Raw genomic sequence first — 23,225 nt, 5'->3', positions numbered from 1 at the left:
TTTCGTGACACCACCTATTCAAGCCCCCTAGGAGATCAGCGATGCCCAGCCGTCGTGAACGTGCCAACGCCATTCGTGCCCTCAGCATGGATGCCGTGCAAAAGGCCAACAGCGGCCACCCAGGTGCCCCCATGGGCATGGCGGATATCGCCGAAGTGCTTTGGCGCGACTACCTGAAGCACAACCCGAGCAACCCGAGCTTCGCCGACCGTGACCGCTTCGTGCTGTCCAACGGCCACGGTTCGATGCTGATCTACTCGCTGCTGCACCTGACCGGCTACGACGTCACCATCGATGACATCAAAGGCTTCCGCCAACTGCACAGCCGCACCCCGGGCCACCCGGAATACGGCTACACCCCAGGCGTGGAAACCACCACCGGCCCGCTCGGCCAGGGTATCGCCAACGCCGTGGGCTTCGCTCTGGCCGAAAAAGTGCTGGCTGCCCAGTTCAACCGTGACGGCCACAATATCGTCGACCACAACACCTATGTGTTCCTCGGCGACGGCTGCATGATGGAAGGCATCTCCCATGAAGTCGCCTCGCTGGCCGGCACCCTGGGCCTGAACAAGCTGATCGCCTTCTACGATGACAATGGCATCTCCATCGACGGCGAAGTGCACGGCTGGTTCACCGACAACACCCCGGCGCGCTTCGAAGCCTACAACTGGCAGGTGATCCGCAACGTCGACGGCCACGATGCCGAAGAAATCAAGATGGCCATCGAGACCGCCCGCAAGAGCGATCGCCCGACCCTGATCTGCTGCAAGACCACCATCGGTTTCGGTTCGCCGAACAAGCAGGGCAAGGAAGACTGCCACGGTGCCCCGCTGGGCAACGACGAAATCGCCCTGACCCGCCAGGCCCTGAACTGGAACCACGGCCCGTTCGAAATCCCGGCCGACATCTACGCCGAGTGGGATGCCAAGGCCGCCGGTGCCAAGGTTGAAGCCGAGTGGAACCAGCGCTTCGAGGCCTACGCCAAGGCCTACCCGGAGCTGGCTGCCGAGTTCAAGCGCCGTGCCAGCGGCGAGCTGCCGGCCGACTTCAGCGAAAAGGCCCAGGCCTACATCAACGAAGTGGCTGCCAAAGGCGAAACCATCGCCAGCCGCAAGGCCAGCCAGAACGCCCTGAACGCCTTCGGCCCGCTGCTGCCCGAGTTCCTCGGCGGTTCGGCTGACCTGGCCGGCTCCAACCTGACCCTGTGGAAAGGTTGCAAGGGCGTCGAAGCCAATGACGCCAGCGGCAACTACGTGTTCTACGGTGTGCGCGAGTTCGGCATGACCGCCATCATGAACGGCGTTGCCCTGCACGGTGGCCTGGTGCCTTACGGCGCGACCTTCCTGATGTTCATGGAATACGCCCGCAACGCCGTGCGCATGTCGGCCCTGATGAAGCAGCGCGTGATCCACGTGTACACCCACGACTCCATCGGTCTGGGCGAAGACGGCCCGACGCACCAGCCGATCGAGCAGCTGACCAGCCTGCGCAGCACCCCGAACCTGGACACCTGGCGCCCGGCCGACGCGGTGGAATCCGCCGTGTCCTGGAAAAACGCCCTGGAGCGCAAGGACGGCCCATCGGCGCTGATCTTCTCGCGCCAGAACCTGCAGCACCAGGACCGCGATGCCCAGCAGATCGCCGACATCAGCCGCGGTGGTTATGTGCTCAAGGACTGCGCCGGCGAGCCTGAACTGATTCTGATCGCCACCGGTTCCGAAGTGGGCCTGGCTGTTCAGGCCTTCGACAAGCTGACCGAGCAAGGCCGCAAGGTGCGCGTGGTTTCCATGCCATGCACCAGCGTGTTCGATGCCCAGGACGCTGCCTACAAGCAATCCGTGCTGCCGCTGGAAGTCGGTGCGCGCATCGCCATCGAAGCTGCCCACGCCGACTTCTGGTACAAGTACGTCGGCCTGGAAGGTCGTATCATCGGCATGACCACCTACGGTGAGTCGGCGCCGGCTTCGGCATTGTTCGAAGAGTTTGGCTTCACCCTGGAGAACATCCTCGGTACTGCCGAAGAGCTGCTGGAAGACTGATTTAAAGATCTGCGGGCGGTGTCGCCTTCATTCGCGGGCAAGCCCGCTCCCACAGAGGTTGCATGAAACCCTGTGGGAGCGGGCTTGCCCGCGAATGCCACACCGCAAATTCCGCAGGCTGACGACAATTGAACTGTCTCGTGAGCCCCGAATGCCCCACCGTCCCTACAAAGTTGCACTCAACGGTTATGGCCGTATCGGCCGCTGTGTCCTGCGCGCGCTGTTCGAGCGGGGGGCAAAGGCCGGTTTCGAGATCGTTGCGCTGAACGATCTGGCCGATCAGGCCAGCCTCGAATACCTGACACGCTTCGACTCCACCCACGGGCGTTTTCCCGGCGAGGTCAAGGTCGACGGCGACTGTCTGCACATCAATGGCGACTGCGTGAAGGTAATGCGCAGTGCCACCCCCGAAGGCATCGACTGGGCTGCGCTGGGCATCGACCTGGTGCTGGAGTGTTCCGGTGCCTATAACACCCGTGCCGATGGCCAGCGTTTCCTCGAAGCCGGTGCGCCAAGGGTGCTGTTCTCGCAGCCCATGGCCAGCGAGGCCGACGTTGACGCCACGGTGGTCTACGGCATCAACCAGGCCTGCCTAACCGGTAGCGAGCGCCTGGTGTCCAACGCCTCGTGCACCACCAACTGCGGTGTGCCGCTGCTGCGTGTGCTGGACCAGGCGTTCGGCATCGAATACGTGCAGATCACCACCATCCACTCGGCGATGAACGACCAGCCGGTGATCGATGCCTATCACCACGAAGACCTGCGCCGCACGCGTTCGGCCTTCCAATCGGTGATCCCCGTGTCCACTGGCCTGGCGCGTGGCATCGAGCGCCTGCTTCCGGAACTTGCCGGGCGAATCCAGGCCAAAGCGGTACGTGTACCGACCGTCAACGTCTCGTGCCTGGACATCACCCTGCAGACCGCCCGCGACACCAGTGCGGCCGAAGTCAACCGAGTGCTGCGCGAGGCCGCGCTGGAAGGCCCGCTTAAAGGCTTGCTGGCCTACACCGAGCTGCCGCACGCCAGCTGTGATTTCAACCATGACCCGCATTCGGCGATCGTCGATGCCAGCCAGACGCGTGTTTCCGGGCCTCGCCTGGTAAACCTGCTGGCCTGGTTCGACAACGAATGGGGTTTTGCCAACCGTATGCTCGACGTTGCCGAACACTTTCTGCACGTCGTTCACCCAACCCGCAACAAACAGCCCTGAAGGACTGCATTCATGACCGTGTTGAAGATGACCGACCTCGACCTGCAAGGTAAGCGCGTACTGATCCGCGAAGACCTCAACGTGCCTGTGAAGGACGGTGTGGTAGCCAGCGACGCGCGTATCCTGGCAGCGCTGCCGACCATCAAGCTGGCCCTGGAGAAGGGCGCAGCGGTAATGGTCTGCTCGCACCTGGGCCGCCCGACCGAAGGCGAATTCTCTGCCGAGAACAGCCTCAAGCCGGTCGCCGATTACCTGAGCAAGGCCCTGGGCCGCGACGTGCCGCTGGTTGCCGACTACCTGGACGGTGTCGCGGTACAGGCCGGTGAACTGGTGCTGTTCGAGAACGTGCGCTTCAACAAAGGCGAGAAAAAGAACGCCGACGAGCTGGCGCAGAAGTACGCAGCCCTGTGCGACGTATTCGTCATGGACGCTTTCGGCACCGCACACCGCGCCGAAGGCTCGACCCATGGCGTCGCCAAGTTCGCCAAGGTGGCCGCTGCCGGCCCACTGCTGGCAGCCGAACTGGATGCCCTGGGCAAGGCCCTGAAGGCCCCGGCCAAACCAATGGCGGCCATCGTTGCCGGCTCCAAGGTTTCCACCAAACTGGACGTGCTGAACAGCCTGAGCAGTGTTTGCGACCAGCTGATCGTCGGCGGCGGTATTGCCAACACCTTCCTGGCCGCTGCTGGCCACCCGGTGGGCAAGTCGCTGTACGAGCCTGACCTGGTAGACACCGCCAAGGCCATCGCCGCCAAGGTCAGCGTACCGCTGCCAGTCGACGTGGTAGTTGCCAAGGAGTTCGCCGAGACCGCCGAAGCCACCGTCAAGGCCATCGCCGACGTAGCTGCCGACGACATGATCCTGGACATCGGCCCGCAAACCGCGGCCAACTTCGCCGAGCTGCTGAAATCGTCGAAAACCATTCTGTGGAACGGCCCGGTTGGCGTGTTCGAATTCGATCAGTTCGGCAACGGCACCAAGGTACTGGCCAAGGCCATCGCCGACAGCGCCGCGTTTTCCATCGCCGGTGGCGGTGACACCCTGGCAGCCATCGACAAATATGGCGTCAGCAAGGAAATCTCCTACATTTCTACCGGTGGTGGCGCCTTCCTCGAGTTCGTCGAGGGCAAGGTCCTGCCAGCTGTGGCAATCCTGGAAGAGCGGGCCAAGGCCTGATGACGTCGGCGCTTGGCAAAGGGAGTGGCCTGGTGGTCAAACAATTGCCTGTGATGATGCTGGCTGGTCTGTTGAGCGCTTGCGCGGGCAGCCCGGCCTCGGATACCGACTCGGCGCAGTCGCACAAGGGCGGTTGCTACCAGTCCGAATGGCAGGCCGAGACTGTGCCGGTCATCGGCAAGCGCGTGGGCCCGGAAGGCCTGGAAAAGTACGACGAAGACCACCAGCGCAAGGCGCCGGGTTGCCCTTGATCGGGTAATAGGCAACCTGAACGTTGATTTGTGGTCTTGAAGAAGGGGCCGCTGTGCGGCCCTTCGCGGGCTCGCCCGCTCCCACAGAGACCGTACTGTACCTGTGGGAGCGGGCGAGCCCGCGAAGGGCTGCACAGCAGCCCCAAATCGAGGAAACTGAATGAAAGCGCTTTTGGCCGTGACGGCCCTGGCGACACTGGCAGGATGCTCACTGCTGCAGCCGACGCAACCGGCCCCGGCAGACAACTGGACCCGTTGGGTCTGCGACACCCAGGCTGAGGTGCTTTGGCGCTTCGCCGATGCGCAACGTGACCAGGTTGACGTGCGCCTTGGCGGCGGCGACCAGGTCTATCGGCTCAAGGCTGAACCGGGTGCCTCGGGTGCGCTGTACAGCGATGGCATGCTGGCCTTCCACACCAAGGGCGAAGAAGGCCTGGTGTACTGGGTGGCAACCAACGATCTGATTGGGCGGGGCTGCAAGGCACCGTGACTGGCCGGGCCGCGAGGGTGGCCCACACTACTTGAACAGCAACCGCCCCTGCGGCAGGCTTGCACGAAACAAACGACGCTTGTCGGGAGAGAGATACACAATGGCACTCATTAGCATGCGCCAGATGCTGGACCACGCCGCCGAGTTCGGCTACGGCGTACCAGCTTTCAACGTCAACAACCTCGAGCAGATGCGCGCCATCATGGAAGCGGCCGACAAGACCGACTCCCCCGTGATCGTCCAGGCTTCGGCCGGTGCCCGCAAATACGCTGGTGCGCCTTTCCTGCGCCACCTGATCCTGGCTGCCATCGAAGAGTTCCCGCACATTCCGGTGTGCATGCACCAGGACCACGGTACCAGCCCTGACGTCTGCCAGCGCTCCATCCAGCTGGGCTTCAGCTCGGTCATGATGGACGGCTCGCTGGGTGAAGACGGCAAGACCCCGACCGACTACGAGTACAACGTCCGCGTTACCCAGCAGACCGTTGCCATGGCTCACGCCTGCGGCGTTTCGGTTGAAGGCGAGCTGGGCTGCCTGGGTTCGCTGGAAACCGGCATGGCCGGTGAAGAAGACGGGATCGGCGCCGAAGGCGTGCTGGATCACAGCCAGATGCTGACCGACCCGGAAGAAGCCGCCGACTTCGTCAAGAAGACCCAGGTCGACGCCCTGGCGATCGCCATTGGTACCAGCCACGGTGCCTACAAGTTCACCAAGCCACCAACCGGTGACGTGCTGGCCATCGATCGCATCAAGGAAATCCACAAGCGCATCCCCAACACCCACCTGGTGATGCACGGTTCGTCCTCGGTACCGCAAGAGTGGCTGGCGATCATCAACCAGTACGGCGGCGACATCAAAGAAACCTACGGTGTACCGGTCGAAGAAATCGTTGAAGGCATCAAGCACGGCGTGCGCAAGGTCAACATCGATACCGACCTGCGTCTGGCCTCTACCGGTGCCATGCGCCGCCTGATGGCGCAGAACCCGAGCGAGTTCGACCCGCGCAAGTTCTTCGGTGAAACCATCAAGGCCATGCGCGACGTGTGCATCGCGCGTTACGAAGCCTTCGGCACCGCCGGCAATGCCTCGAAGATCAAGCCGATCTCTCTGGAAGGTATGTACCAGCGCTACCTGAAAGGTGAACTGGCCGCCAAGGTCAACTGATCGACAGGTAACCCTGAAAAACCCGCAGCGATGCGGGTTTTTTTATGGGTGATGGAAACCTGTACATAATTCCGGCAGACCGACCGTTAGTCGGCTACCGTACAGTTTGACCATTGATAGCGTTCTGATTGCATTGCGTGTTGCAGCCTCAGGTCTAGAGTACTAATGGATCCAACCGTATTTTGAAGTCGGTCACATAACAGAGAAGCAGCATGGATGGCGCTCACCCTCAACAGCAGCAGCCACTGGATGGCAGCTCAGTTCTTCTGGTGGTAGACGACTACCCCGAGAACCTCATCAGCATGCGGGCCTTGCTGGCCCGGCAGGATTGGCAAGTATTGACGGCAAGCTCTGGGATAGAAGCCTTGAGCGCGTTGCTTGAGTACGAAGTCGACCTAGTGTTGATGGATGTACAGATGCCGGAAATGGACGGCTTTGAAGTCGCCCGGCTGATGCGCGGCAATCAGCGTACCCGACTGACCCCGATCATTTTCCTCACCGCCAACGAACAGTCCGAAGCGGCCGTGCTCAAAGGCTACGCCAGCGGCGCCGTGGACTACATGTTCAAACCGTTCGACCCACAAATCCTCAAGCCCAAGGTCCAGGCGCTGCTCGACCAGCAGCGCAACCGGCGCATGCTGCAGCAGCTGAGTCGCGAGCTGGAGACGGCCAGGGCCTTCAACGCGTCCATCCTGGAAAATGCCGCCGAAGGCATTCTGGTGGTTGATGCCCATGGCATCATCAGTTTTGCCAATCCGGCCATCTCCCGTTTGCTGGCGGCACCGGTGCAACACCTGCAGGGCACCCAATTGCTCGACGTTGTGCAACTGACCAGTACCAGCCTGTGGCGCGAGTCGGACTTCTACAAGGCCTACCAGGGGCGGCAGATCTACCGCGTACACGATGCCCAACTGCGTACCCAAGGCGGTGAGCTTGTGCCGGTGGCGCTGTCCTGTGCGCCGTTGCCGGCCGATCAACAGGCCATGGTGGTGACCGTGCTGGACATGTCGGCAGTGCGTAACTTGCACCAACAGCTGGAATACCAGGCCATTACTGACCCGCTCACCGGCCTGCTCAACCGCCGTGGTTTCTACCAGGCGGCTGAAGGTGCACTGTTGCGCAACGAGCGCTCGGACAAGGCGCAGGCGCTGATGTACATGGACCTGGATGGCTTCAAGCGCATCAACGACTCGCTCGGCCACGACGCGGGCGACCGGGTGTTGCGCTGGGTGGCCGAGCAGCTCAAGGACTGCCTGGGCAGTGAGGCCTTGCTGGCGCGTATGGGCGGTGATGAGTTCACTGCACTGTTTGACAGCTTGCCCTACCCGGAGCAGGCCGGGCGTTTTGCCGAACGGTTGCTCGAACGTGTTTCCATCAGCCATGAGGTAGACGGGCTCGATGTGTGCCTTGGGGTCAGCATCGGCATTGCCACCTACCCGGACTGTGGCGCCAATGTCGAAGGCCTGCTGCGTTCGGCCGATGCTGCGATGTACGCCGCCAAGCAAGCGGGGCGTCAGCAATACCGCTTCTACGACCAGGAACTCAACGGACGGGCGCGCTCGCGATTGATGCTCGAGGACAGCGTGCGCACGGCCATCGAGCAGCAGGACTTTACCTTGGTGTACCAGCCACAGGTCGCCTTCCACGATGGTCGCCTGCGTGGTTTCGAGGCCTTGCTGCGCTGGCAGCACCCCAGCGTTGGCGATGTGCCGCCGGGGCTGTTCATCCCGTTGCTGGAAGAAGCGCGTCTGATCAACCGCCTGGCCAGCTGGATCTACCGCCAGGGGGCCGCCCAGCGGCAGGCCTGGTACGACAGGTTTCCGCCGGACCTTGTGCTCGGCATCAGCCTGAGCCGCGCGCAGTTCGTCATGCCTGGCCTGGTCGAAGAACTGCAACGGGTCATCCAGCTTTACCAGCTTGTCCCGACGCAGTTGGAGGTGGAAGTGGCGGAAACGTCGCTGATGTATAACATCGACGCGGCCGTCAAACAGATACACCGCTTGCGTGAGCTGGGCGTGAGGGTGGCCCTGGATGACTTCGGTGCGGGTGACTGTTCGTTGCGCATGCTGCGCGACCTGCCTATCGACACACTCAAGCTCGACCGTCATCTGGTGGCACGTCTGCCCGATTCGGCGGTAGATGCTGCGTTGGTTCGCAGCGTGATCGGCCTGTGCGCCGACTACCGTATCACGGTGATCGCCGAGGGGGTGGAGACCCCGGCGCAGGCAGCCTGGCTCAAGGCCAATGGCTGCGAATACGTTCAGGGTTTCCTGGTGGCTTATCCGATGACCGCGACTGACGCTAGCGGCTTCCCGGCAATTTTCTCCTGGCCAGGGCCGTGATTGGCTAGAATCGGCATTCGTTACGCCGAATACAGCGCCATGACCGTACTACGTTACTTGCAAGCCTACCCCCCGCACCTGCAGGAGCAGGTGCGGCAGATGATCGACAGCGACCGCCTGGGTGAATACCTGCAGCGCCGTTACCCTGACCGCCATGACGTGCAAAACGACAAGGCGCTGTATGGCTATGCCCAGGATCTGCGCCAACAGTACCTGCGAAGTGCGCCAAACCTGGACAAGGTGCTGTTCGACAGCCGCCTCGATCTGACGCATCGGGCCCTGGGCTTGAACACGGCGGTGTCGCGGGTGCAGGGCGGCAAGCTCAAGGCGAAGAAGGAAATCCGCATTGCCTCGCTGTTCAAGGAGGCCGCGCCACAGTTCTTGCGCATGATTGTTGTGCACGAGTTGGCGCACCTGCGCGAGCGAGATCACAACAAGGCGTTCTACCAGCTCTGCCAGCACATGGAGCCGGACTATCATCAACTGGAATTCGACCTGCGCGTCTACCTGACCTACCGGGAGCTGCCGGGCAATCTCTAAGGAACATGCAGCATGGAAGTGAGCAAGACCAAGAGCAGCTTCTACCGCCGCCTGTACGTGGCCTGGCTGATCGATAGCCAGACCGCGACCAGCGTGCCCGCCCTGATGGAAGCCACCGGCATGCCTCGTCGCACAGCTCAGGACACTATCGCCGCGCTGGCCGACCTGGACATCGTCTGCGAGTTCGAACAGCAGGAAGGCGCACGCAACCACGCCGGGCATTATCGCATTCATGACTGGGGGGCGATCGACAAGCAGTGGATCATCCGTCACTTGCGGCAGATCCGCGAAGTGCTGGGTTACCCCTGATGTGCAAAGCCCGCACAGGGTGGGCTCATCCCTTGCGCATTCCAATGGACGCGATGCCGTTCTCCAAAGACTCCTCGCCCACCACCGCAAACCCATGGCGGGCATAAAACGCCTGTAAATGCGCCGGAGCCGACAGATAAACCGGCACCCCCGGCCAACAATGCTCCGCCGCTTCCAGCCCCTTGAGCAGCAAGCTTTCGTCGAGCTGCAAACCTCGCGCCTGCGGTGATGTCACCACTCGTCCGATCACCACATCCCCACCTTGTGACTGCGGATCCAGCAGGCGCAGGTAGGCCACCAGCTTGTCTTCCTGCCAGGCCATGAGGTGCAAGGTATCGCCAGTCAGGTCCTGACCATCGACTTCCTGGTAGGCGTGGCGCTGCTCCACCACGAGCACTTCAGTGCGTAGCTGCAAAATGGCATAGAGCTGCTCCTTGCCGAGATCGGTGTGGTGCTTGCAGAGCCAGTCGATTGACATGGGCACGAACTCCTTGGATGAGGCTCGATCATCGCATGCTGCACGTGCTTCGGCCAAAATAGAGGCTAAATGACACTATTGGCCGCTGCCCTCGGCAAGCGCTTTGTGTAATCTCACTGGCAGTGTTGCCCTCCATTGCGAAAGGACGTGAGCATGCGGCCACTGCTTTGTGTTCTGGGATTGCTGACAACGATGCTGGCAACACCTGCCCCGGGTCACGACAAGCTACGCCTGGTGGCCGACAACTGGCCACCGTTCACCGATGCCAAGATGCCGGGCGGCGGCCTTGCGACCAGCATCGTTACCACCGCACTGGCCCGTGCCGGCTACGCCAGCGGCTATGAAGAGGTGCCGTGGGCGCGGGCGTTGCTGGGGGTAGGTGAAGGGCGCTACGACGTGCTGATCAATGCCTGGTACAACGACTCGCGCGCCAATATCGGGCAATTCTCCAGCGCCTACCTGAGTAATCGTATTCGCCTGCTGCAACGTAAGGGGGAGGCGTTCAGCTACACGCGTCTGTCTGACCTTTATGCCTACAGCATTGCGGTAGTGCGTGATTACGCCTATTCACCGGAATTCGACGGGGATCCGCGTCTGAACAAAGTGCCGGTGCGCAACTTTTCTTCTGCGGTACGCATGTTGGCGGCAGGGCGGGTAAGCCTGGCGGTGGAAGACGATTACGTGGCCCGCTACAACCTGCAGCGCGAGCCGCAGGAAGTGCGTGACAGGGTGATGCTGGTGGATCCGCCGCTGGGGGAGAACACCCTGCATGTCCTGGTCAGCCTGAAGCACCCGGAGCACAAGCGGATCGTCGAGCGCTTCGAGCAGGCGATAGCGGCGATGAAGGCCGATGGCAGCTATGCCCGGCTGCTGCGTCAGTATGGCTTTTGAGCACAGGCAATAAAACGATCAGGCCGGGGCATTTTCCTTGATCAGGTGTGCCGCCAGGGTCCGCAATGGCCCCAGCTGCCGGCATATCAACGCCAACTGCGTCTGCACCAACCGCTGATGCTCATCCAGATCTTCCGGCATCTGCTCCAGGGCATTGGCCAGCGCCTCTTCGGCATCACTGTGAATCGCCACCGGCAGCCGTGCGGCCAGGCCGTTGGCAATCTCGTCCAGGCTGCTGGCCAGGCTTTGCCCGGCGCCTTCGATCAACTGCTCCTGCACCTCCGCCGGCAACGCCGTGTCGCGGTGCGCGCCTAACCCCGAGAGGTAACTGAGCAAAGTGTGCGACAGCACCAGGAAACGAAAGCCAACGTCGGCCTCCTTACGGAAATGCCCCGGCTCCATCAGCATGTTGGCCAAGGTGGTGGACAACGCCGCGTCAGCGTTGTGGGCATTGCGCCGGGCCAGGCGGTAGGCCAGGTCGTCGCGCTTGCCGTGGGCGTACTGCTGCATGATCTGGCGCAGGTACACGCTGGCGCAGGCCAGGGTATTGGCCAGCGCCTTGTTCAGCCGTCGGCCCTGCCAGTCAGGCAGGAACAGGAACACTGCAAGAATGGCAATTAGGCTGCCCACCAGCGTATCGAACAGGCGTGGCAGGAACAGGCCGTAGCCATCGCCGATCTGGTTGAAGCAGAACAGCACCATCAGGGTGATCGCGGCAGTGGCCAGGGTGTAGCGGGTGGTGCGGTTGACGAAGAACACCACCCCGGCAACCACGGCGAACAACGACTGGATGACCGGGTTGGGGAACAGGTCGAACAAGGCCCAGCCCACGGTCAGGCCAACGGCAGTGCCGAAGATTCGCTGCACCAGCTTGCGCCGCGTGGCCCCGTAGTTGGGCTGGCAGACGAACAGCGTGGTGAGGATGATCCAGTAGCCCTGGGTCGGGTGAATCAGGTGCACCATGCCATAGCCGATCGACAACGCCAGCGGCAGGCGCAAGGCATGGCGGAACAACAGCGAAGTCGGTGTGAGCTGAGTGCGCAGGCGCGTCCACACGTCCTTCAGCGAGTGTGGCGAGCGGTCGAGCAGGCTGCTGTCGCTGGCGTCGGCCAGGCTATCCGGGTTGCTGGCGGCACTGAGCAGGCGGTCCAGTGTTGCCAGGTTGGCGGCGAGTGCCCGCAGCGAGCGCAACAGGCTGCGCCAGGCCGGGTTGCTCTGGATGCGCAGGTGCTCGAGCGAAGCGTTGAGGTCCTCGAGGGCTTCTGGATAACCGCTGGCCAGTACGAACGGTTGGCGCAGGCGGATCGAGCGGGCCAGTTCCTGGCAGGATGAACCCTGCTTACGCAACAGGCGCTGGCAGCGGAACATGACGTCGCTGTGGAAAAACGCCTCGGTCAGTGCGTTGTAGGGGTAGTGCGAGGCACTGACACGCTCGTGGATGTCCTGAGCCAGGAAGTACAGCTTGAGGTAGCGGCTTACCTTCGAGTTTGGTTGGCTGTTGCCCACCCGGTGCAGGATGATCTCCTTGGCTGCATTCAGCGCGGCCACCACCTTGCCGTTCTGCTGGGCCAGTTCCAGGCGCCGTGCCTCGACGTCGAGCGTGCGGACCGGTTCAAACAGGCTGGCCTTGAGCTTGAGGTAGCTGCCCAGCTCGAAGAACAGTTTGGCCAGGCTCTGCTGTACCGGCTGGTTGGAAAACAGCGCCTGCCACAGCACCGACAACAACCCGTACCAGGCCGCACCTGCCACCAGCAGCAGCGGTTCATGCCAGAAGTCGGTGACCTGGCCGCCGCGCTGGTCCACCCCGATCATGGTGTAGACCGCAGTGATCAAGGTGGCCGAAGCGATGGCGCCGTAGCGCTCGCCCAGCGCCCCGAGCATGGTCAGGCCAAAGGCAGCCAGGGCCAGGGCAATGACGAAGATCCAGGGGTAGGGGAACAGCAACTCGACTGCCAGTGCAGCGATGGCGAAGCACACCAGGGTAACGGCCAGGGCGCTGAGGCGGCCCTGCCAGCTGTCGTCGGTTTCGGCCAGGGCGCTGGCGATGATGCCGAGGAACAGCGGAATCAGCAGGGCCATCTCGTTCTGGTACCAGCACAGGGCCAGGCTGCCGGTGAGGGCAATGGTGACCCGGATGCTGTAGCTGAACTTGTCTTGGCCCCACAGGCGACGCAGTGACTGACGGAACGAGCTCGATGACATGATGGCCTGCCAGGCGGTGATCAGAAGAATACCTTTCAGGGCCGGTTATCGGGGCCGCTTCGCGCCCCTTCGCGGGCACGCCCGCTCCCACACGTACGACACAGGCCCCTGTGGGAGCGGGCGCGCCCGCGAAGGGGCGCGCAGCGGCCCCAATAACGGCGCCAAGCACGGGCCAGCAAGAAGCGTTCCGTGCTGCTGAAAGGATTCTACTCTACACGAACTGCGCGGCGGCGTTCGCCGATGCCCAAGCCCACTGGAAGTTGAAACCGCCCAGGTGGCCGGTGACATCCAGCACTTCACCGATGAAGTACAAGCCGGGGCTTTTCAGCGATTCCATGGTCTTGGACGACACCTCGCGGGTATCCACGCCGCCCAGGGTCACTTCGGCGGTGCGGTAGCCTTCGGTGCCGGCTGGCACCACTTGCCAGTTCGCCAGCTTTTCGGCGATTTGCGCCAGTTCCGCCGGGGTGTACTGCTTCATTGGCTTCGACTCGAACCACTGCTCGGCCAGCAAGTTGGCCAGCTTGCGGGTGAACACCTCGCCCAGCACGGTCTTCAGTTCGGCGTTGGCGCGTTCGGCCTGCATCTGTTGCAGCCAGGAAAGCGCATCACGGTCGGGCAACAGGTTGATCTCGACCGTGTCACCGGCTTCCCAGAACGACGAGATCTGCAAGATTGCCGGGCCGCTCAGGCCGCGGTGCGTGAACAGCAGGTTTTCGCGGAAGCTGGTGCCATTGCAGCTGGCGGTGCAGTCCAGCGAGGTGCCGGACAACTCGGTGCACATCGCCTTGAGTTGGGGCTCGGTGATGGTGAATGGCACCAGCCCAGCGCGGGTTGGCAGCAGGGTGTGGCCGAACTGGCGGGCCACCTGGTAGCCGAAACCGGTGGCGCCCAGGGTCGGGATCGACAGGCCGCCGGTGGCGATGACCAGCGACTGGCAGGCGAACTGGCCGCCGCTGGTCTGCAGCAGGTAGCCGCTTTCGATCTTCTCGATCTGTTCGATGCTGGTGTGCATGCGGATCTCGGCACCGGCCTCGTCGCACTCGGCCAGCAGCATGTCGAGGATGTCGCTGGCCTTGTTGTCACAGAACAGCTGGCCGAGCTTCTTCTCGTGGTACGCCACGCCGTGCTTGCACACCAGCTCGATGAAGTCCCACTGGGTGTAGCGGGCCAGGGCCGACTTGCAGAAGTGCGCGTTGTGCGAAAGGAAGTTGGCCGGCTCGGTGTACAGGTTGGTGAAGTTGCAACGCCCGCCGCCGGACATGAGGATTTTCTTGCCTGGCTTGTTGGCGTGGTCGAGCAGCAGCACCCGGCGGCCGCGACGGGCGCTGAGCTGGGCGCACATCAGGCCGGCGGCGCCGGCGCCAAGGATGATCACGTCGGTGGAGTGCACGGTATGAACCTTCAGATTTGAAATGCTGAACCCTGTGGGAACGGGTTCACCCGCGAATGCGACGATGCATTTACTGCCGCGTTCGCGGGTAAACCCGCTCCTACAGGGGGCTTTGCCTGGCTTTAGATAATGCGGACTTTCAGGGCGCGACCCTTGATCTTGCCGCTGTTCAGCCGCTGCATGGCCTGCTTGGCCAGCGCCCGCTCCACGGCTACAAACGCCTGGAAGTCGAAGATGGCGATCTTGCCCACTTGCTTGCCCGGGATGCCGGCATCACCGGTCAGGGCCCCCAGGATGTCGCCAGGGCGCAGCTTGTCCTTGCGGCCAGCGGCAATGCACAGTGTGGTCATCACCGGCAGCAGGGGCTCGCCGCCCTTGTTTTTCAGGCTGTCCAGCTGGTCCCAGCGCAGCGGGCTCTTCTGCAGCGCTTCGATGGCCTGGGCGCGGTGGCCTTCGGCCGGTGCCACCAGGCTGACCGCAACGCCTTTCTCGCCGGCGCGGCCGGTACGGCCCACGCGGTGCACGTGGATTTCGGCATCACGCGCCAGCTCCACGTTGATGACCATGTCCAGGCCATCGATGTCCAGGCCGCGCGCGGCCACGTCGGTAGCGACCAGCACCGAGCTGCTGCGGTTGGCGAACATGGTCAGCACCTGGTCACGGTCGCGCTGCTCCAGGTCGCCGTGCAGGGCCTGGGCGACGATGCCCTTGGCGGTCAGGTGGGCGACCACGTCCTCGCATTGCTGCTTGGTGAAGCAGAACGCTACGCACGACTGCGGGCGGTAGTGGCCGAGCACGCGGGTGACGGCTTCCAGGCGTTGCTGCGGGTCAATCTCGATGAAACGCTGCTCGATCTGGTTGTCGGTGTGCAGGCTTTCGACCTTGACCTGCTGCGGGTTGCGCATGAAGTCGGCGGCCAGTTGCTTGATGCCGGCCGGGTAGGTGGCCGAGAACAGCAGGGTCTGGCGGCGCGACGGGGTCTTGCCGATGATGCTGGCGATGGCGTCGAAGAAGCCCATGTCGAGCATGCGGTCGGCTTCGTCCAGCACCAGGGTGTTCAACCCGTCCAGGACCAGGGTGCCTTTGTCCAGGTGCTGCTGGATGCGCCCTGGGGTGCCGACGATGATGTGCGCGCCGTGCTCCAGCGAAGCGATCTGTGGGCCCAGCGAAACGCCGCCGCACAGGGTCAGGATCTTGATGTTGTCCTCGGCACGGGCCAGGCGGCGCAGCTCCTTGGCCACCTGGTCGGCGAGTTCGCGGGTAGGGCAGAGCACCAACGCCTGGCAGCCGAAGTAGCGCGGGTTGATCGGGTTGAGCAGGCCGATGCCGAAGGCGGCAGTCTTGCCGCTACCGGTCTTGGCCTGGGCGATCAGGTCCTGGCCTTTGAGGATGACAGGCAGGCTCTGGGCCTGGATCGGCGTCATCGAGGCATAGCCGAGGGCCTCCAGGTTGGCCAGCATGGCAGTGGACAGCGGCAAGGTGGCAAAGGCGGTGGATTCGGTGGTCACGAGGCGGGCCTGCGGTGCGAAGCGAAAAATGCCGCATAGTCTACCAGCCTCGTGGCCATTCGCCCTACGACTCCATGTGTTGTTCCGGACGACGGGCACGCCTTCCGTCCGTCGGCGCCAGCTGCAGGAAGATCGCCGCTGCCAGCATGGCCATTACACCGATGGTGACGAAGGTCAGCTGGAACGCGCCCAGTGTGGTTTCCACGCCTTCGGCGCTGCCTGCCGCAGTAAAGCCGCCCAACAGTGCGCCGGCGCAGGCCACACCCAGGCTCAGCGACAGTTGCGCGACCACTGACAGCAGGCTGTTACCGCTGCTGGCGCTGGCGTCGTCGAGATCGATGAGCGTCACTGTGTTCATCGCAGTGAACTGCATGGAGTTCACTGCGCCCAGGAGGCCAAGCTGCACCAACAGCAGCCAATAAGGGGTCTGCTCGTCCACCAGGCCCAGGCTTGCCAGCAGGATGCCTAGCAGCAAGGTATTACCTGTGAGGATGATGCGATAGCCGAACCGTTCGATCAGCGGTCGGGCAATGGATTTGGCCAGCATGGCCGCCGCCGCCAGCGGGATCATGCTCATGCCGGCCTGGGCGGGTGAGTAGCCCAGCGCGACCTGCAGCAGCAACGGCACCAGGAACGGCAGCGCGCCGCTGCCCAGGCGGGCGAACAGGTTGCCGAGGATGCCGATGGCGAAAGTACGAACGCGGAACAGGCTTGGCGAGAACAGCGGCTCCGGGTCGCGCCCGGCGCGCAGCCAGTACGCGGCCAGGCAGGCCATGCCGGCGAACAGCAGCAACATTACCCGCAAGTGCGGCAGGTGCAGCTCGCCCAGGCCTTCCATGGCAATGGTGATCAGTACCATCGCTGCGCCGAACAGCAGGAAACCAGGGCCGTCGAAGGTGGTGCGCTCGGCGCCGCGCAAGTCCGGGATGAACTTCCATACGGCAATGCAGCCAAGCAGGCCGACTGGCAGGTTGAGCAGGAAGATCCAGTGCCAGCTGAGGATTTCCACCAGCCAGCCACCGACCGTTGGGCCCAGCAATGGCCCGAGCAGGCCGGGGATGGTGATGAAACTCATGATCCGCACCAGCTCGCTGCGTGGGTAGGCGCGCAGCACCACCAGCCGCCCGACCGGCAGCATCAGCGCACCGCCCAGTCCCTGCACCACGCGGGCGAAGATCAGGAAGCCAAGGCTGTTGGCTGCAGCGCACAGCAGCGAGCCAAAGCTGAACAGCAAGATGGCGCTGAAGAAGATGCGCTTGGTGCCGAATCGGTCGGCGATCCAGCCTGAGGCAGGGATCAGCAGGGCCACGGTGAGCATGTAGGCAATGATCACACCCTGCATGCGCAAGGGGTCTTCGGCCAACGAGCGGGCCATGGCCGGCAGGGCAGTGTTGAGGATGGTGCCGTCCAGGGACTGCATGAAGAAGGCGATAGCCACCACCCAAGGGATCCAGCGGGCGGTGACGGGGTCCAGCGGGGTGCGTTCGGGCATGACGTCCTCGTTTGTCAGTGCCGGCCCTTTCGCGGCTAAAGCCGCTCCTACAAGGGTTACGCGTTCCTTGTAGGAGCGGCTTTAGCCGCGAAAGGGCCGGCAAGTCCAGTCACAATGTCAGGGTCAGGCCTTTGACCAGTGCCCCGGGCAAATGACTCGACCCGGTACTGCGCTGTCCATAAGTACTGGTCGACAGGATCATCTCGCGCTCCTGGGTCAGGTCCTCCAGCTGGCTGCCCAGCAAGCTGTACAGGCTGTCATCGAAGCGCATGGTACTCACCGGCCCCTGGATCTGTCCGTCTTCTACCCAGAAAGTGGCGAAGCGGGTCAGCCCGGTCATGCGCGCCGCTGGCAGGTCCGAGTAGTTCAGGTACCACAGGTTGCTGATGTACAACCCGGTGCCAAGCCGCTGCAGGATTTGCTCGGTGGGCAAACTACCCGGCGCCAGGCTGAGCGCGCAAGGCGACTCGTAGCTGTCGGCGCCATTGGCCAGCAGCCCGAATTCGGCCGCACTGCGCGCACTGATCAGCCGTTGCAACGCCTCTCCTCGCTGAATCAATGGCACATCCAGGCGCGGCGAGCCTTCATCGGAAAACGCCGGGCTCAACGAGCCACTGACCTGCTCGGTAAAGCTCACCAGCGGGCTAAGCCGCGCATCGCCGTTGTACAGGCGCTGCAAGGCACTGTTGCCAGTCGCCAGGGCCTGCGCGGAAAAACCGCCCCAGCACAACATGCCGGCGATCTCGTCCATCGCTGCCGGCGCCAGGAAAGCGCGGTAGCTGCCTGGCTTGAGGGTCACCGCCGGGCGCCCAAGAAAGCCCAACTGCTCCCGCGCCTGGCGCAGGCGTGCGCTGAAGTCGTCGGCGTTCCACAGCTGGCCGGCATAGTTGGCTTTCACCGCTTCGCCGTTTGGGTGGAACACGCTCCAATCGAAGTTGAAGCTGTTGGCCTGGTGCCAGCCGAACGCGCCGTACGAGCTGGCGAAGCCCCGGCAGACCGGGCCAGCGGCGTATATACCGACCAGGTCCAGGTCACCGGCATCACGCTCCAGCAGTGCCAGCACTTCGTTCAGGTCTGGCAGCGCCTGCGCTTGCTGGCTATGGCTGTGCCAGGGGCTCTCGTCCAGGCGCAGGTAAGGGTCGACGGCGAGTAGCGGCAGTGTCTGGCGCAGCTGCTCCAGGGCATCCGCCAGGCGTTGGCGGTCCAACTGCGCATCGCCACTCAAGGTCACTTGCTGTTCAGCCTGGCGGCCATCGTGGATCAGCCGCAATTGCACAGTGGCCTGGTTCACTTCGCCGGCCTGGCGCACCTTGGCATGGTTGAAACGCACGAACTGCGATTGCTCGGCACTGTAACCGAGGGTGAACTGCTCGCCCGCCTGAAGGGCGGTGCGCACCTCCCCGACCAGGGTTTCGAAAGCCTGTTTCATCACGCGTCTCCTCCGAATACATCGATCTGGCGGAACACACAGGCCGGCGAGGCGTGGCCGACCCGCACCACCTGATTGGGTTCGCCCTTGCCACAGTTGGGCGTGCCCAGCACCTGGAAGGTACTGTGGTCGCCAACCGCCGACAGGTTGCGCCAGAACTGCGCGGAGATGCCGCGGTAGTTGGGGTTCTTGACGATGCCCTTGAGCTCGCCATTTTCAATCAACTGGCCCCATTCGCAGCCGAACTGGAACTTGTTGCGTGCATCGTCGATGGACCAGGAACGGTTGGTACGCATCAGGATGCCGTGCTCGATGCCTCCGATCAGTTGCTCGAAAGACTGGTCGCCCGGCTCGATGTTGAGGTTGGCCATGCGGTCGATCGGCGCGCGGTTCCAGCCGCAGGCACGGCTGTTGGCCACGCCGTCCAGGCCAGAACGGAACTGCGACAGCGCGCCACCCAATGGGCGCAGCAGCAGGCCGTCGCGTATCAGGAACGCTTTGCTGGCCGGGGTGCCATCGTCGTCATGACTGTAGCTGGCCAGCTCTTCGCCAATGGTCGGGTCGAAGGTCACGTTCAGCAGGCTGGAGCCGTACTGCAGGTGGCCGAAGTCGCTGGTTTTGACGAAGCTGGTGCCGGCGTAGTTGCGCTCGTCGCCGAGAATACGGTCCATCTCCAGCGGGTGGCCGACGGATTCGTGAATCTGCAGCATCATCTGGTCCGGCATCAACAGCAGGTCGCGCGGGCCACTGGGGGTGTTCGGTGCCAGCAGCAGTTGCAGTGCTTCGTCGGCCACCCGGCTGGCCGCGCCGACCAGGCCGCAGCGCTCGATGATCTCGAAACCACCCTGTTGGCCGAAGTTGTCGCGGCCCAGGCTGCGGCTTTGGCTGTCCTGGCCGTCGCTGGCGGTCACCCCCAGGCCCGGGAACAGGAAGCGCTGGGCATGGCGCAGTTCGGCGCCGGCCGAGTTCAGGTAGGTTTGTTCGACCAGGCTCAGCCCCAGGCTGGCCTGCCAGTCCACCAAGCGGCTGTCCTTGGGCACGCTGGCCGATTCGGCGGCGAGCAGGCCAAGGCAGTCGGCGAGGCTGGGCACGGGTTGGTCGAAGTTGGGCGAAACATGGTCGTGGCGTGCGCTGGTCACGGCTTGTTCGCGCAGGTCCAGCAGGCTGTGCCGGGCGATCTGCCGCGCCAGCGCCTCGGCTTGCTCAAGGGCGCGCTGCAGGCCAGCCTGGGACAGGTCGGCGGTGGCAGCGTAGGCCTCCACGCCATTTACCCGCACGGTGAGCATGGCGCCCTCATCCTGGCTGAAGAAGGGTGGTTCGGCGACGTTGCGGCGAACCGAAAGCGCCTGGTGCGACTGTTTCACATGGCGCAGGGAAAACAACTCGGCCGTACTGCGCAGCGCAGCAAAGCGCTGGCGCAGCAGGGCGCTGGAATCGAACATGCGGATGCCTCCGTGTACACGGTGGCTCCCCCTAGAACCACCCGTCTTGCATGCCGAGGCAGGTATCGTCGTGTGCCTCGAGCAATGCCAGCTCATTATGGCAGCCCGGTACTTCCCAGGTCAGGAAATAACGCGCAGCTTGCAGCTTGCCGAGGTAGAAGTCGCGATCAGCAGCCGTTCCCTTGAGCATGCCAAGCTCTGCGTGAACCGCCTGTTCCAGCCAGCGCCAGCCGATCACGCAGTGGCCGAAGGCCTTGAGGTACAAGGCAGAGTTGGCCAGGGCACCAGCGACTTTGCCTTGGGCCAGATCGCCGAGCAGGGCCAGGGTTACGCCTTGCAGGCGGTTGGCCAGTTGCTCCAACGGCTGACGCAGTGGGTCAAGGTTCGGGTGATGGCTGGCGCGCTCGCAGGTGGCGGCGATCAGGCGGATCAATTGCTTGAGGCCGGCACCATTGTGCTGTGCCAGCTTGCGGCCGAGCAGATCGAGCGACTGGATACCCTCCGTGCCTTCGTGGATCGGGTTCAGGCGATTGTCACGGTAGTACTGCTCCACCGGGTATTCGCGGGTGTAGCCGTGGCCGCCAAGAATCTGGATCGCCAGTTCGTTGGCTTTGAGGCAGAACGCCGAGGGCCAGGATTTGACGATCGGGGTCAGCAGGTCGAGCAGGTCCTGCGCCGGTTTGCGGGCGTTTTCGTCAGGGGCCGTATGGGTGTCGTCGAACAGGCGCGCGGCGTACAGGCCCAGATCAAAGGCGCCTTCTACGTAGGCCTTCTGCGCCAGGAGCATGCGTTTCACATCCGTGTGCTCGATGATCGGTACCGCCGGGCTGTGTGGGTCCTTGTTGTCCGGCAGCCGGCCCTGCGGCCGCTGGCGAGCGTATTCCAGGGAGTAAAGGTAGCCGGCGTAACCCAGCATCACCGCGCCCATGCCTACGCCTATCCGCGCCTCGTTCATCATCTGGAACATGCAGGCCAGGCCCTGGTGCGGCTGGCCGACCAGATAGCCGACGCACTGGCCATTGTCGCCGAAGTTCAGCGCGGTCGAGGTGGTGCCGCGCCAGCCCATCTTGTGGAACAGCCCAGCCAGCAGCACATCGTTGCGCGGGCCGCGGCTGCCGTCCGGGTTTACGTGGTACTTGGGCACGATGAACAGCGAGATGCCCTTGACCCCGGGCGGGGCGTCCGGAAGCTTGGCCAGCACCATGTGCACGATGTTTTCCGACAGTTCGTGGTCGCCGCCGGAAATGAAGATCTTGTTGCCTTTGAGCCGGTAGCTGCCGTCGCCTGCTGGTTCGGCGCGGGTACGGATGTCGGCCAGCGACGAGCCGGCGTGGGGTTCGGTCAGCGCCATGGTGCCGAAGTAGCGGCCGTCGATCATCGGTTGCAGGAACAGGCGCTTCTGTTCATCGGAGCCGAAGCTCTCGATCAGGTTGGCCGCGCCCATGGTCAGGAACGGGTAGGCCGTGGTGCCGGCGTTGGCGGCCTGGAAGTGGGCGAAGCAGGCTTGCGAGACCAGGCTGGGCAGTTGCATGCCGCCGACCTCGAAGTCCCGGTTGGCGTTGAGGAAGCCGGCTTCGAGGAAGGCATCGACGGCGGGCTTCACTTCGGGGATCAGCTCGGCGCGGCCGTCCACGTAGCGTGGTTCGTTTTCGTCGGCCTTGCGGTTGTGCGGGGCGAAATACTTTTCGGCGATGGTGCGGGCGGTGGTCAGTGCCGCATCGAAGGTTTCACGGCTGTGCTCGGCGAAGCGCGGGCGCTGGGTCAGGGCTTCGGCGTCAAGGACTTCGTAGAGCTCGAAGGCGAGGTTGCGGGGGCTGAGCAAGGTCTCGGGCATGGTGGCGGTCCTGAGGCGGGATGCTGCGAGTGTAGGAGCGTGGTGAGACTGGGGACAGGTTAATAGGTTTGCGTGATATGGGTTGAGAACGCCGGGAAGCCTGCCGGTTATTGGTGAAACCAACGCAAGGTCAGGTCGTGTAATGCCTGCTCGGGACAATATAGAGACGTTTCCCACAATCCCGATCGGAAATGGACTGCTGCGGATCGAATGTCAGTTGGCCTTGAATGTGCGTTTTGGTGTTCACAAGGAAACGTTTCAGATGAGTGATGCCCACCCCGCTGACTTGGCTGAGGCCGACGGCAACCAGGTTCCCTTCTTCGTAGTCTCACCCATGAAATTTGGTGTAATGACTTTCTTTACCTTGGGCTTCTACTGGGTTTATTGCTTCTATCAAAGTTGGAGTCTGCATAGAGAGAAAACGGGAGAGCGCGTAAGTCCGCTCTGGCGAAGCGCTTTTGCAGTGTTCTTCATCTATCCATTATTGAGAAGGGCAAATGACCATATTCGCGACTCAGGTAAAACCTATCCGTGGTCCATCCTGGGGCTCACGCTGGGCTATTACGGTTTTTGCGTTGTCTGGGTGGCTGCCGGCGTCGTGTTGGAAGGCCAGCTGTGGCCGGCCTATTTTGCGGGCTTAGCCGTTCAGGCAGCTTGGCTGATCATTCTGGTGTTCATGCAGAAGGGCATCAATTTCAGTGCGGGTGACAAAGAAGGGAAGGCCAACAGCCGGTTCACGCTGGCAAATTGGCTTTGGATGCTGTTGGGTATTGGGCTTATGGCAGCACAGCTGTCTGCTTTGATTGCGCTTTCACCAATGGTTTGAGCAACTTTTGGCCGGAGCTCTGTCTGAGGGGAGCTCCGTAGGAGCGGGTTTACCCGCGAAAGGACCGGCCCAGGCAGCCGAGAATTTCCAGGGGATAAACGGTAACAACAGAAGACACCCAAGTCACCGTTGGCATGGCTCACGTTCTGGTGAGCACCTGTTAGTCCAGCCCCTGCTTCAGGACATTCACGCATAAAAAAGGAGAGCC

The 23,225-nt window shown here is 63.0% G+C and carries 19 protein-coding genes; 11 read left to right on the top strand and 8 right to left on the bottom strand.

Annotated features, from left to right (window positions below):
• Positions 1-41: 41 nt before the first annotated feature.
• The 9 genes from tkt to ACI7M0_RS24400 all read left to right on the top strand — a co-directional run bounded on the left by tkt (position 42) and on the right by ACI7M0_RS24400 (position 9,522).
• The gene (gene tkt, locus ACI7M0_RS24440; protein ID WP_129932029.1) at positions 42-2,039 is read left to right on the top strand and encodes a transketolase; all 1,998 of its coding nucleotides are present in this window, start codon (positions 42-44) and stop codon (positions 2,037-2,039) included.
• A 151-nt stretch (positions 2,040-2,190) separates the two neighbouring features.
• The gene (gene epd / locus ACI7M0_RS24435; RefSeq protein WP_020193574.1) at positions 2,191-3,249 is read left to right on the top strand and encodes an erythrose-4-phosphate dehydrogenase; all 1,059 of its coding nucleotides are present in this window, start codon (positions 2,191-2,193) and stop codon (positions 3,247-3,249) included.
• A 12-nt stretch (positions 3,250-3,261) separates the two neighbouring features.
• The gene (locus ACI7M0_RS24430) at positions 3,262-4,425 is read left to right on the top strand and encodes a phosphoglycerate kinase (protein ID WP_003249382.1); all 1,164 of its coding nucleotides are present in this window, start codon (positions 3,262-3,264) and stop codon (positions 4,423-4,425) included.
• The gene (locus ACI7M0_RS24425; protein ID WP_129932028.1) at positions 4,425-4,676 is read left to right on the top strand and encodes a hypothetical protein; all 252 of its coding nucleotides are present in this window, start codon (positions 4,425-4,427) and stop codon (positions 4,674-4,676) included. The genes ACI7M0_RS24430 and ACI7M0_RS24425 overlap by 1 nt, the downstream gene beginning before the upstream one ends.
• 160 nt (positions 4,677-4,836) lie before the next feature.
• Positions 4,837-5,166 carry an MliC family protein gene (locus tag ACI7M0_RS24420; protein WP_003249387.1) on the top strand — a complete coding sequence of 110 codons (330 nt, stop codon included), beginning with the start codon at positions 4,837-4,839 and terminating at the stop codon, positions 5,164-5,166.
• 100 nt (positions 5,167-5,266) lie between these two features.
• Positions 5,267-6,331, top strand: a complete 1,065-nt coding sequence (gene fba, locus ACI7M0_RS24415) for a class II fructose-bisphosphate aldolase (RefSeq protein WP_010955535.1) — start codon at positions 5,267-5,269, stop codon at positions 6,329-6,331.
• 212 nt (positions 6,332-6,543) lie between these two features.
• Complete coding sequence (locus ACI7M0_RS24410; RefSeq protein ID WP_020193542.1) at positions 6,544-8,673, top strand: bifunctional diguanylate cyclase/phosphodiesterase; 2,130 nt, start codon at positions 6,544-6,546, stop codon at positions 8,671-8,673.
• Between the two features lie 39 nt (positions 8,674-8,712).
• The gene (locus tag ACI7M0_RS24405) at positions 8,713-9,213 is read left to right on the top strand and encodes a M48 family metallopeptidase (RefSeq protein ID WP_054889349.1); all 501 of its coding nucleotides are present in this window, start codon (positions 8,713-8,715) and stop codon (positions 9,211-9,213) included.
• Between the two features lie 12 nt (positions 9,214-9,225).
• Positions 9,226-9,522 carry a helix-turn-helix domain-containing protein gene (locus tag ACI7M0_RS24400; RefSeq protein ID WP_003249396.1) on the top strand — a complete coding sequence of 99 codons (297 nt, stop codon included), beginning with the start codon at positions 9,226-9,228 and terminating at the stop codon, positions 9,520-9,522.
• Positions 9,523-9,547: 25 nt separating this feature from the next.
• Here ACI7M0_RS24400 and ACI7M0_RS24395 read toward each other — a convergent pair whose 3' ends face one another.
• Entirely contained in the window at positions 9,548-10,000 is a 453-nt protein-coding gene (locus ACI7M0_RS24395; protein ID WP_014859623.1) for a GNAT family N-acetyltransferase, read from the bottom strand.
• Between the two features lie 153 nt (positions 10,001-10,153).
• On the opposite strand from ACI7M0_RS24395, the gene ACI7M0_RS24390 reads away from it, so the two are divergent.
• The gene (locus tag ACI7M0_RS24390; RefSeq protein ID WP_129932027.1) at positions 10,154-10,891 is read left to right on the top strand and encodes an ABC transporter substrate-binding protein; all 738 of its coding nucleotides are present in this window, start codon (positions 10,154-10,156) and stop codon (positions 10,889-10,891) included.
• Between the two features lie 18 nt (positions 10,892-10,909).
• Here the strand turns inward: ACI7M0_RS24390 and yccS are convergent, their stop codons facing one another.
• The 7 genes from yccS to ACI7M0_RS24355 form a co-directional block, all read right to left on the bottom strand.
• The gene (yccS, locus tag ACI7M0_RS24385) at positions 10,910-13,093 is read right to left on the bottom strand and encodes a YccS family putative transporter (protein ID WP_129932026.1); all 2,184 of its coding nucleotides are present in this window, start codon (positions 13,091-13,093) and stop codon (positions 10,910-10,912) included.
• Between the two features lie 211 nt (positions 13,094-13,304).
• Positions 13,305-14,486 carry an NAD(P)/FAD-dependent oxidoreductase gene (locus tag ACI7M0_RS24380; protein ID WP_129932025.1) on the bottom strand — a complete coding sequence of 394 codons (1,182 nt, stop codon included), beginning with the start codon at positions 14,484-14,486 and terminating at the stop codon, positions 13,305-13,307.
• 122 nt (positions 14,487-14,608) lie between these two features.
• On the bottom strand, positions 14,609-15,946 hold the full coding sequence (dbpA, locus tag ACI7M0_RS24375) for an ATP-dependent RNA helicase DbpA (protein ID WP_230065385.1): 1,338 nt from the start codon (positions 15,944-15,946) through the stop codon (positions 14,609-14,611).
• Positions 15,947-16,058: 112 nt separating this feature from the next.
• Positions 16,059-17,486 (bottom strand): multidrug transporter subunit MdtD, encoded by a 1,428-nt coding sequence (gene mdtD, locus ACI7M0_RS24370; RefSeq protein ID WP_003249408.1) that lies wholly within the window; start codon positions 17,484-17,486, stop codon positions 16,059-16,061.
• Between the two features lie 109 nt (positions 17,487-17,595).
• Entirely contained in the window at positions 17,596-18,915 is a 1,320-nt protein-coding gene (locus tag ACI7M0_RS24365) for a TldD/PmbA family protein (protein WP_020190674.1), read from the bottom strand.
• Complete coding sequence (locus ACI7M0_RS24360) at positions 18,915-20,357, bottom strand: TldD/PmbA family protein (protein WP_129932024.1); 1,443 nt, start codon at positions 20,355-20,357, stop codon at positions 18,915-18,917. Before ACI7M0_RS24360 ends, ACI7M0_RS24365 begins: the two co-directional genes overlap by 1 nt.
• A 31-nt stretch (positions 20,358-20,388) precedes the next feature.
• Complete coding sequence (locus tag ACI7M0_RS24355) at positions 20,389-22,191, bottom strand: acyl-CoA dehydrogenase (protein WP_104962669.1); 1,803 nt, start codon at positions 22,189-22,191, stop codon at positions 20,389-20,391.
• 142 nt (positions 22,192-22,333) lie between these two features.
• Between ACI7M0_RS24355 and ACI7M0_RS24350 the strand changes: the two genes are divergently transcribed.
• Positions 22,334-23,017 carry a hypothetical protein gene (locus ACI7M0_RS24350; RefSeq protein WP_129932023.1) on the top strand — a complete coding sequence of 228 codons (684 nt, stop codon included), beginning with the start codon at positions 22,334-22,336 and terminating at the stop codon, positions 23,015-23,017.
• Positions 23,018-23,225 lie beyond the last annotated feature (208 nt).

Source organism: Pseudomonas sp. 10(2024), from assembly GCF_045164175.1.
In the GTDB taxonomy this organism is placed as follows: Bacteria; Pseudomonadota; Gammaproteobacteria; order Pseudomonadales; family Pseudomonadaceae; genus Aquipseudomonas; species Aquipseudomonas alloputida.
The sequence above is the reverse complement of the archived record's forward strand: the minus strand, read 5'-3'. Positions and strand labels throughout refer to the sequence as shown.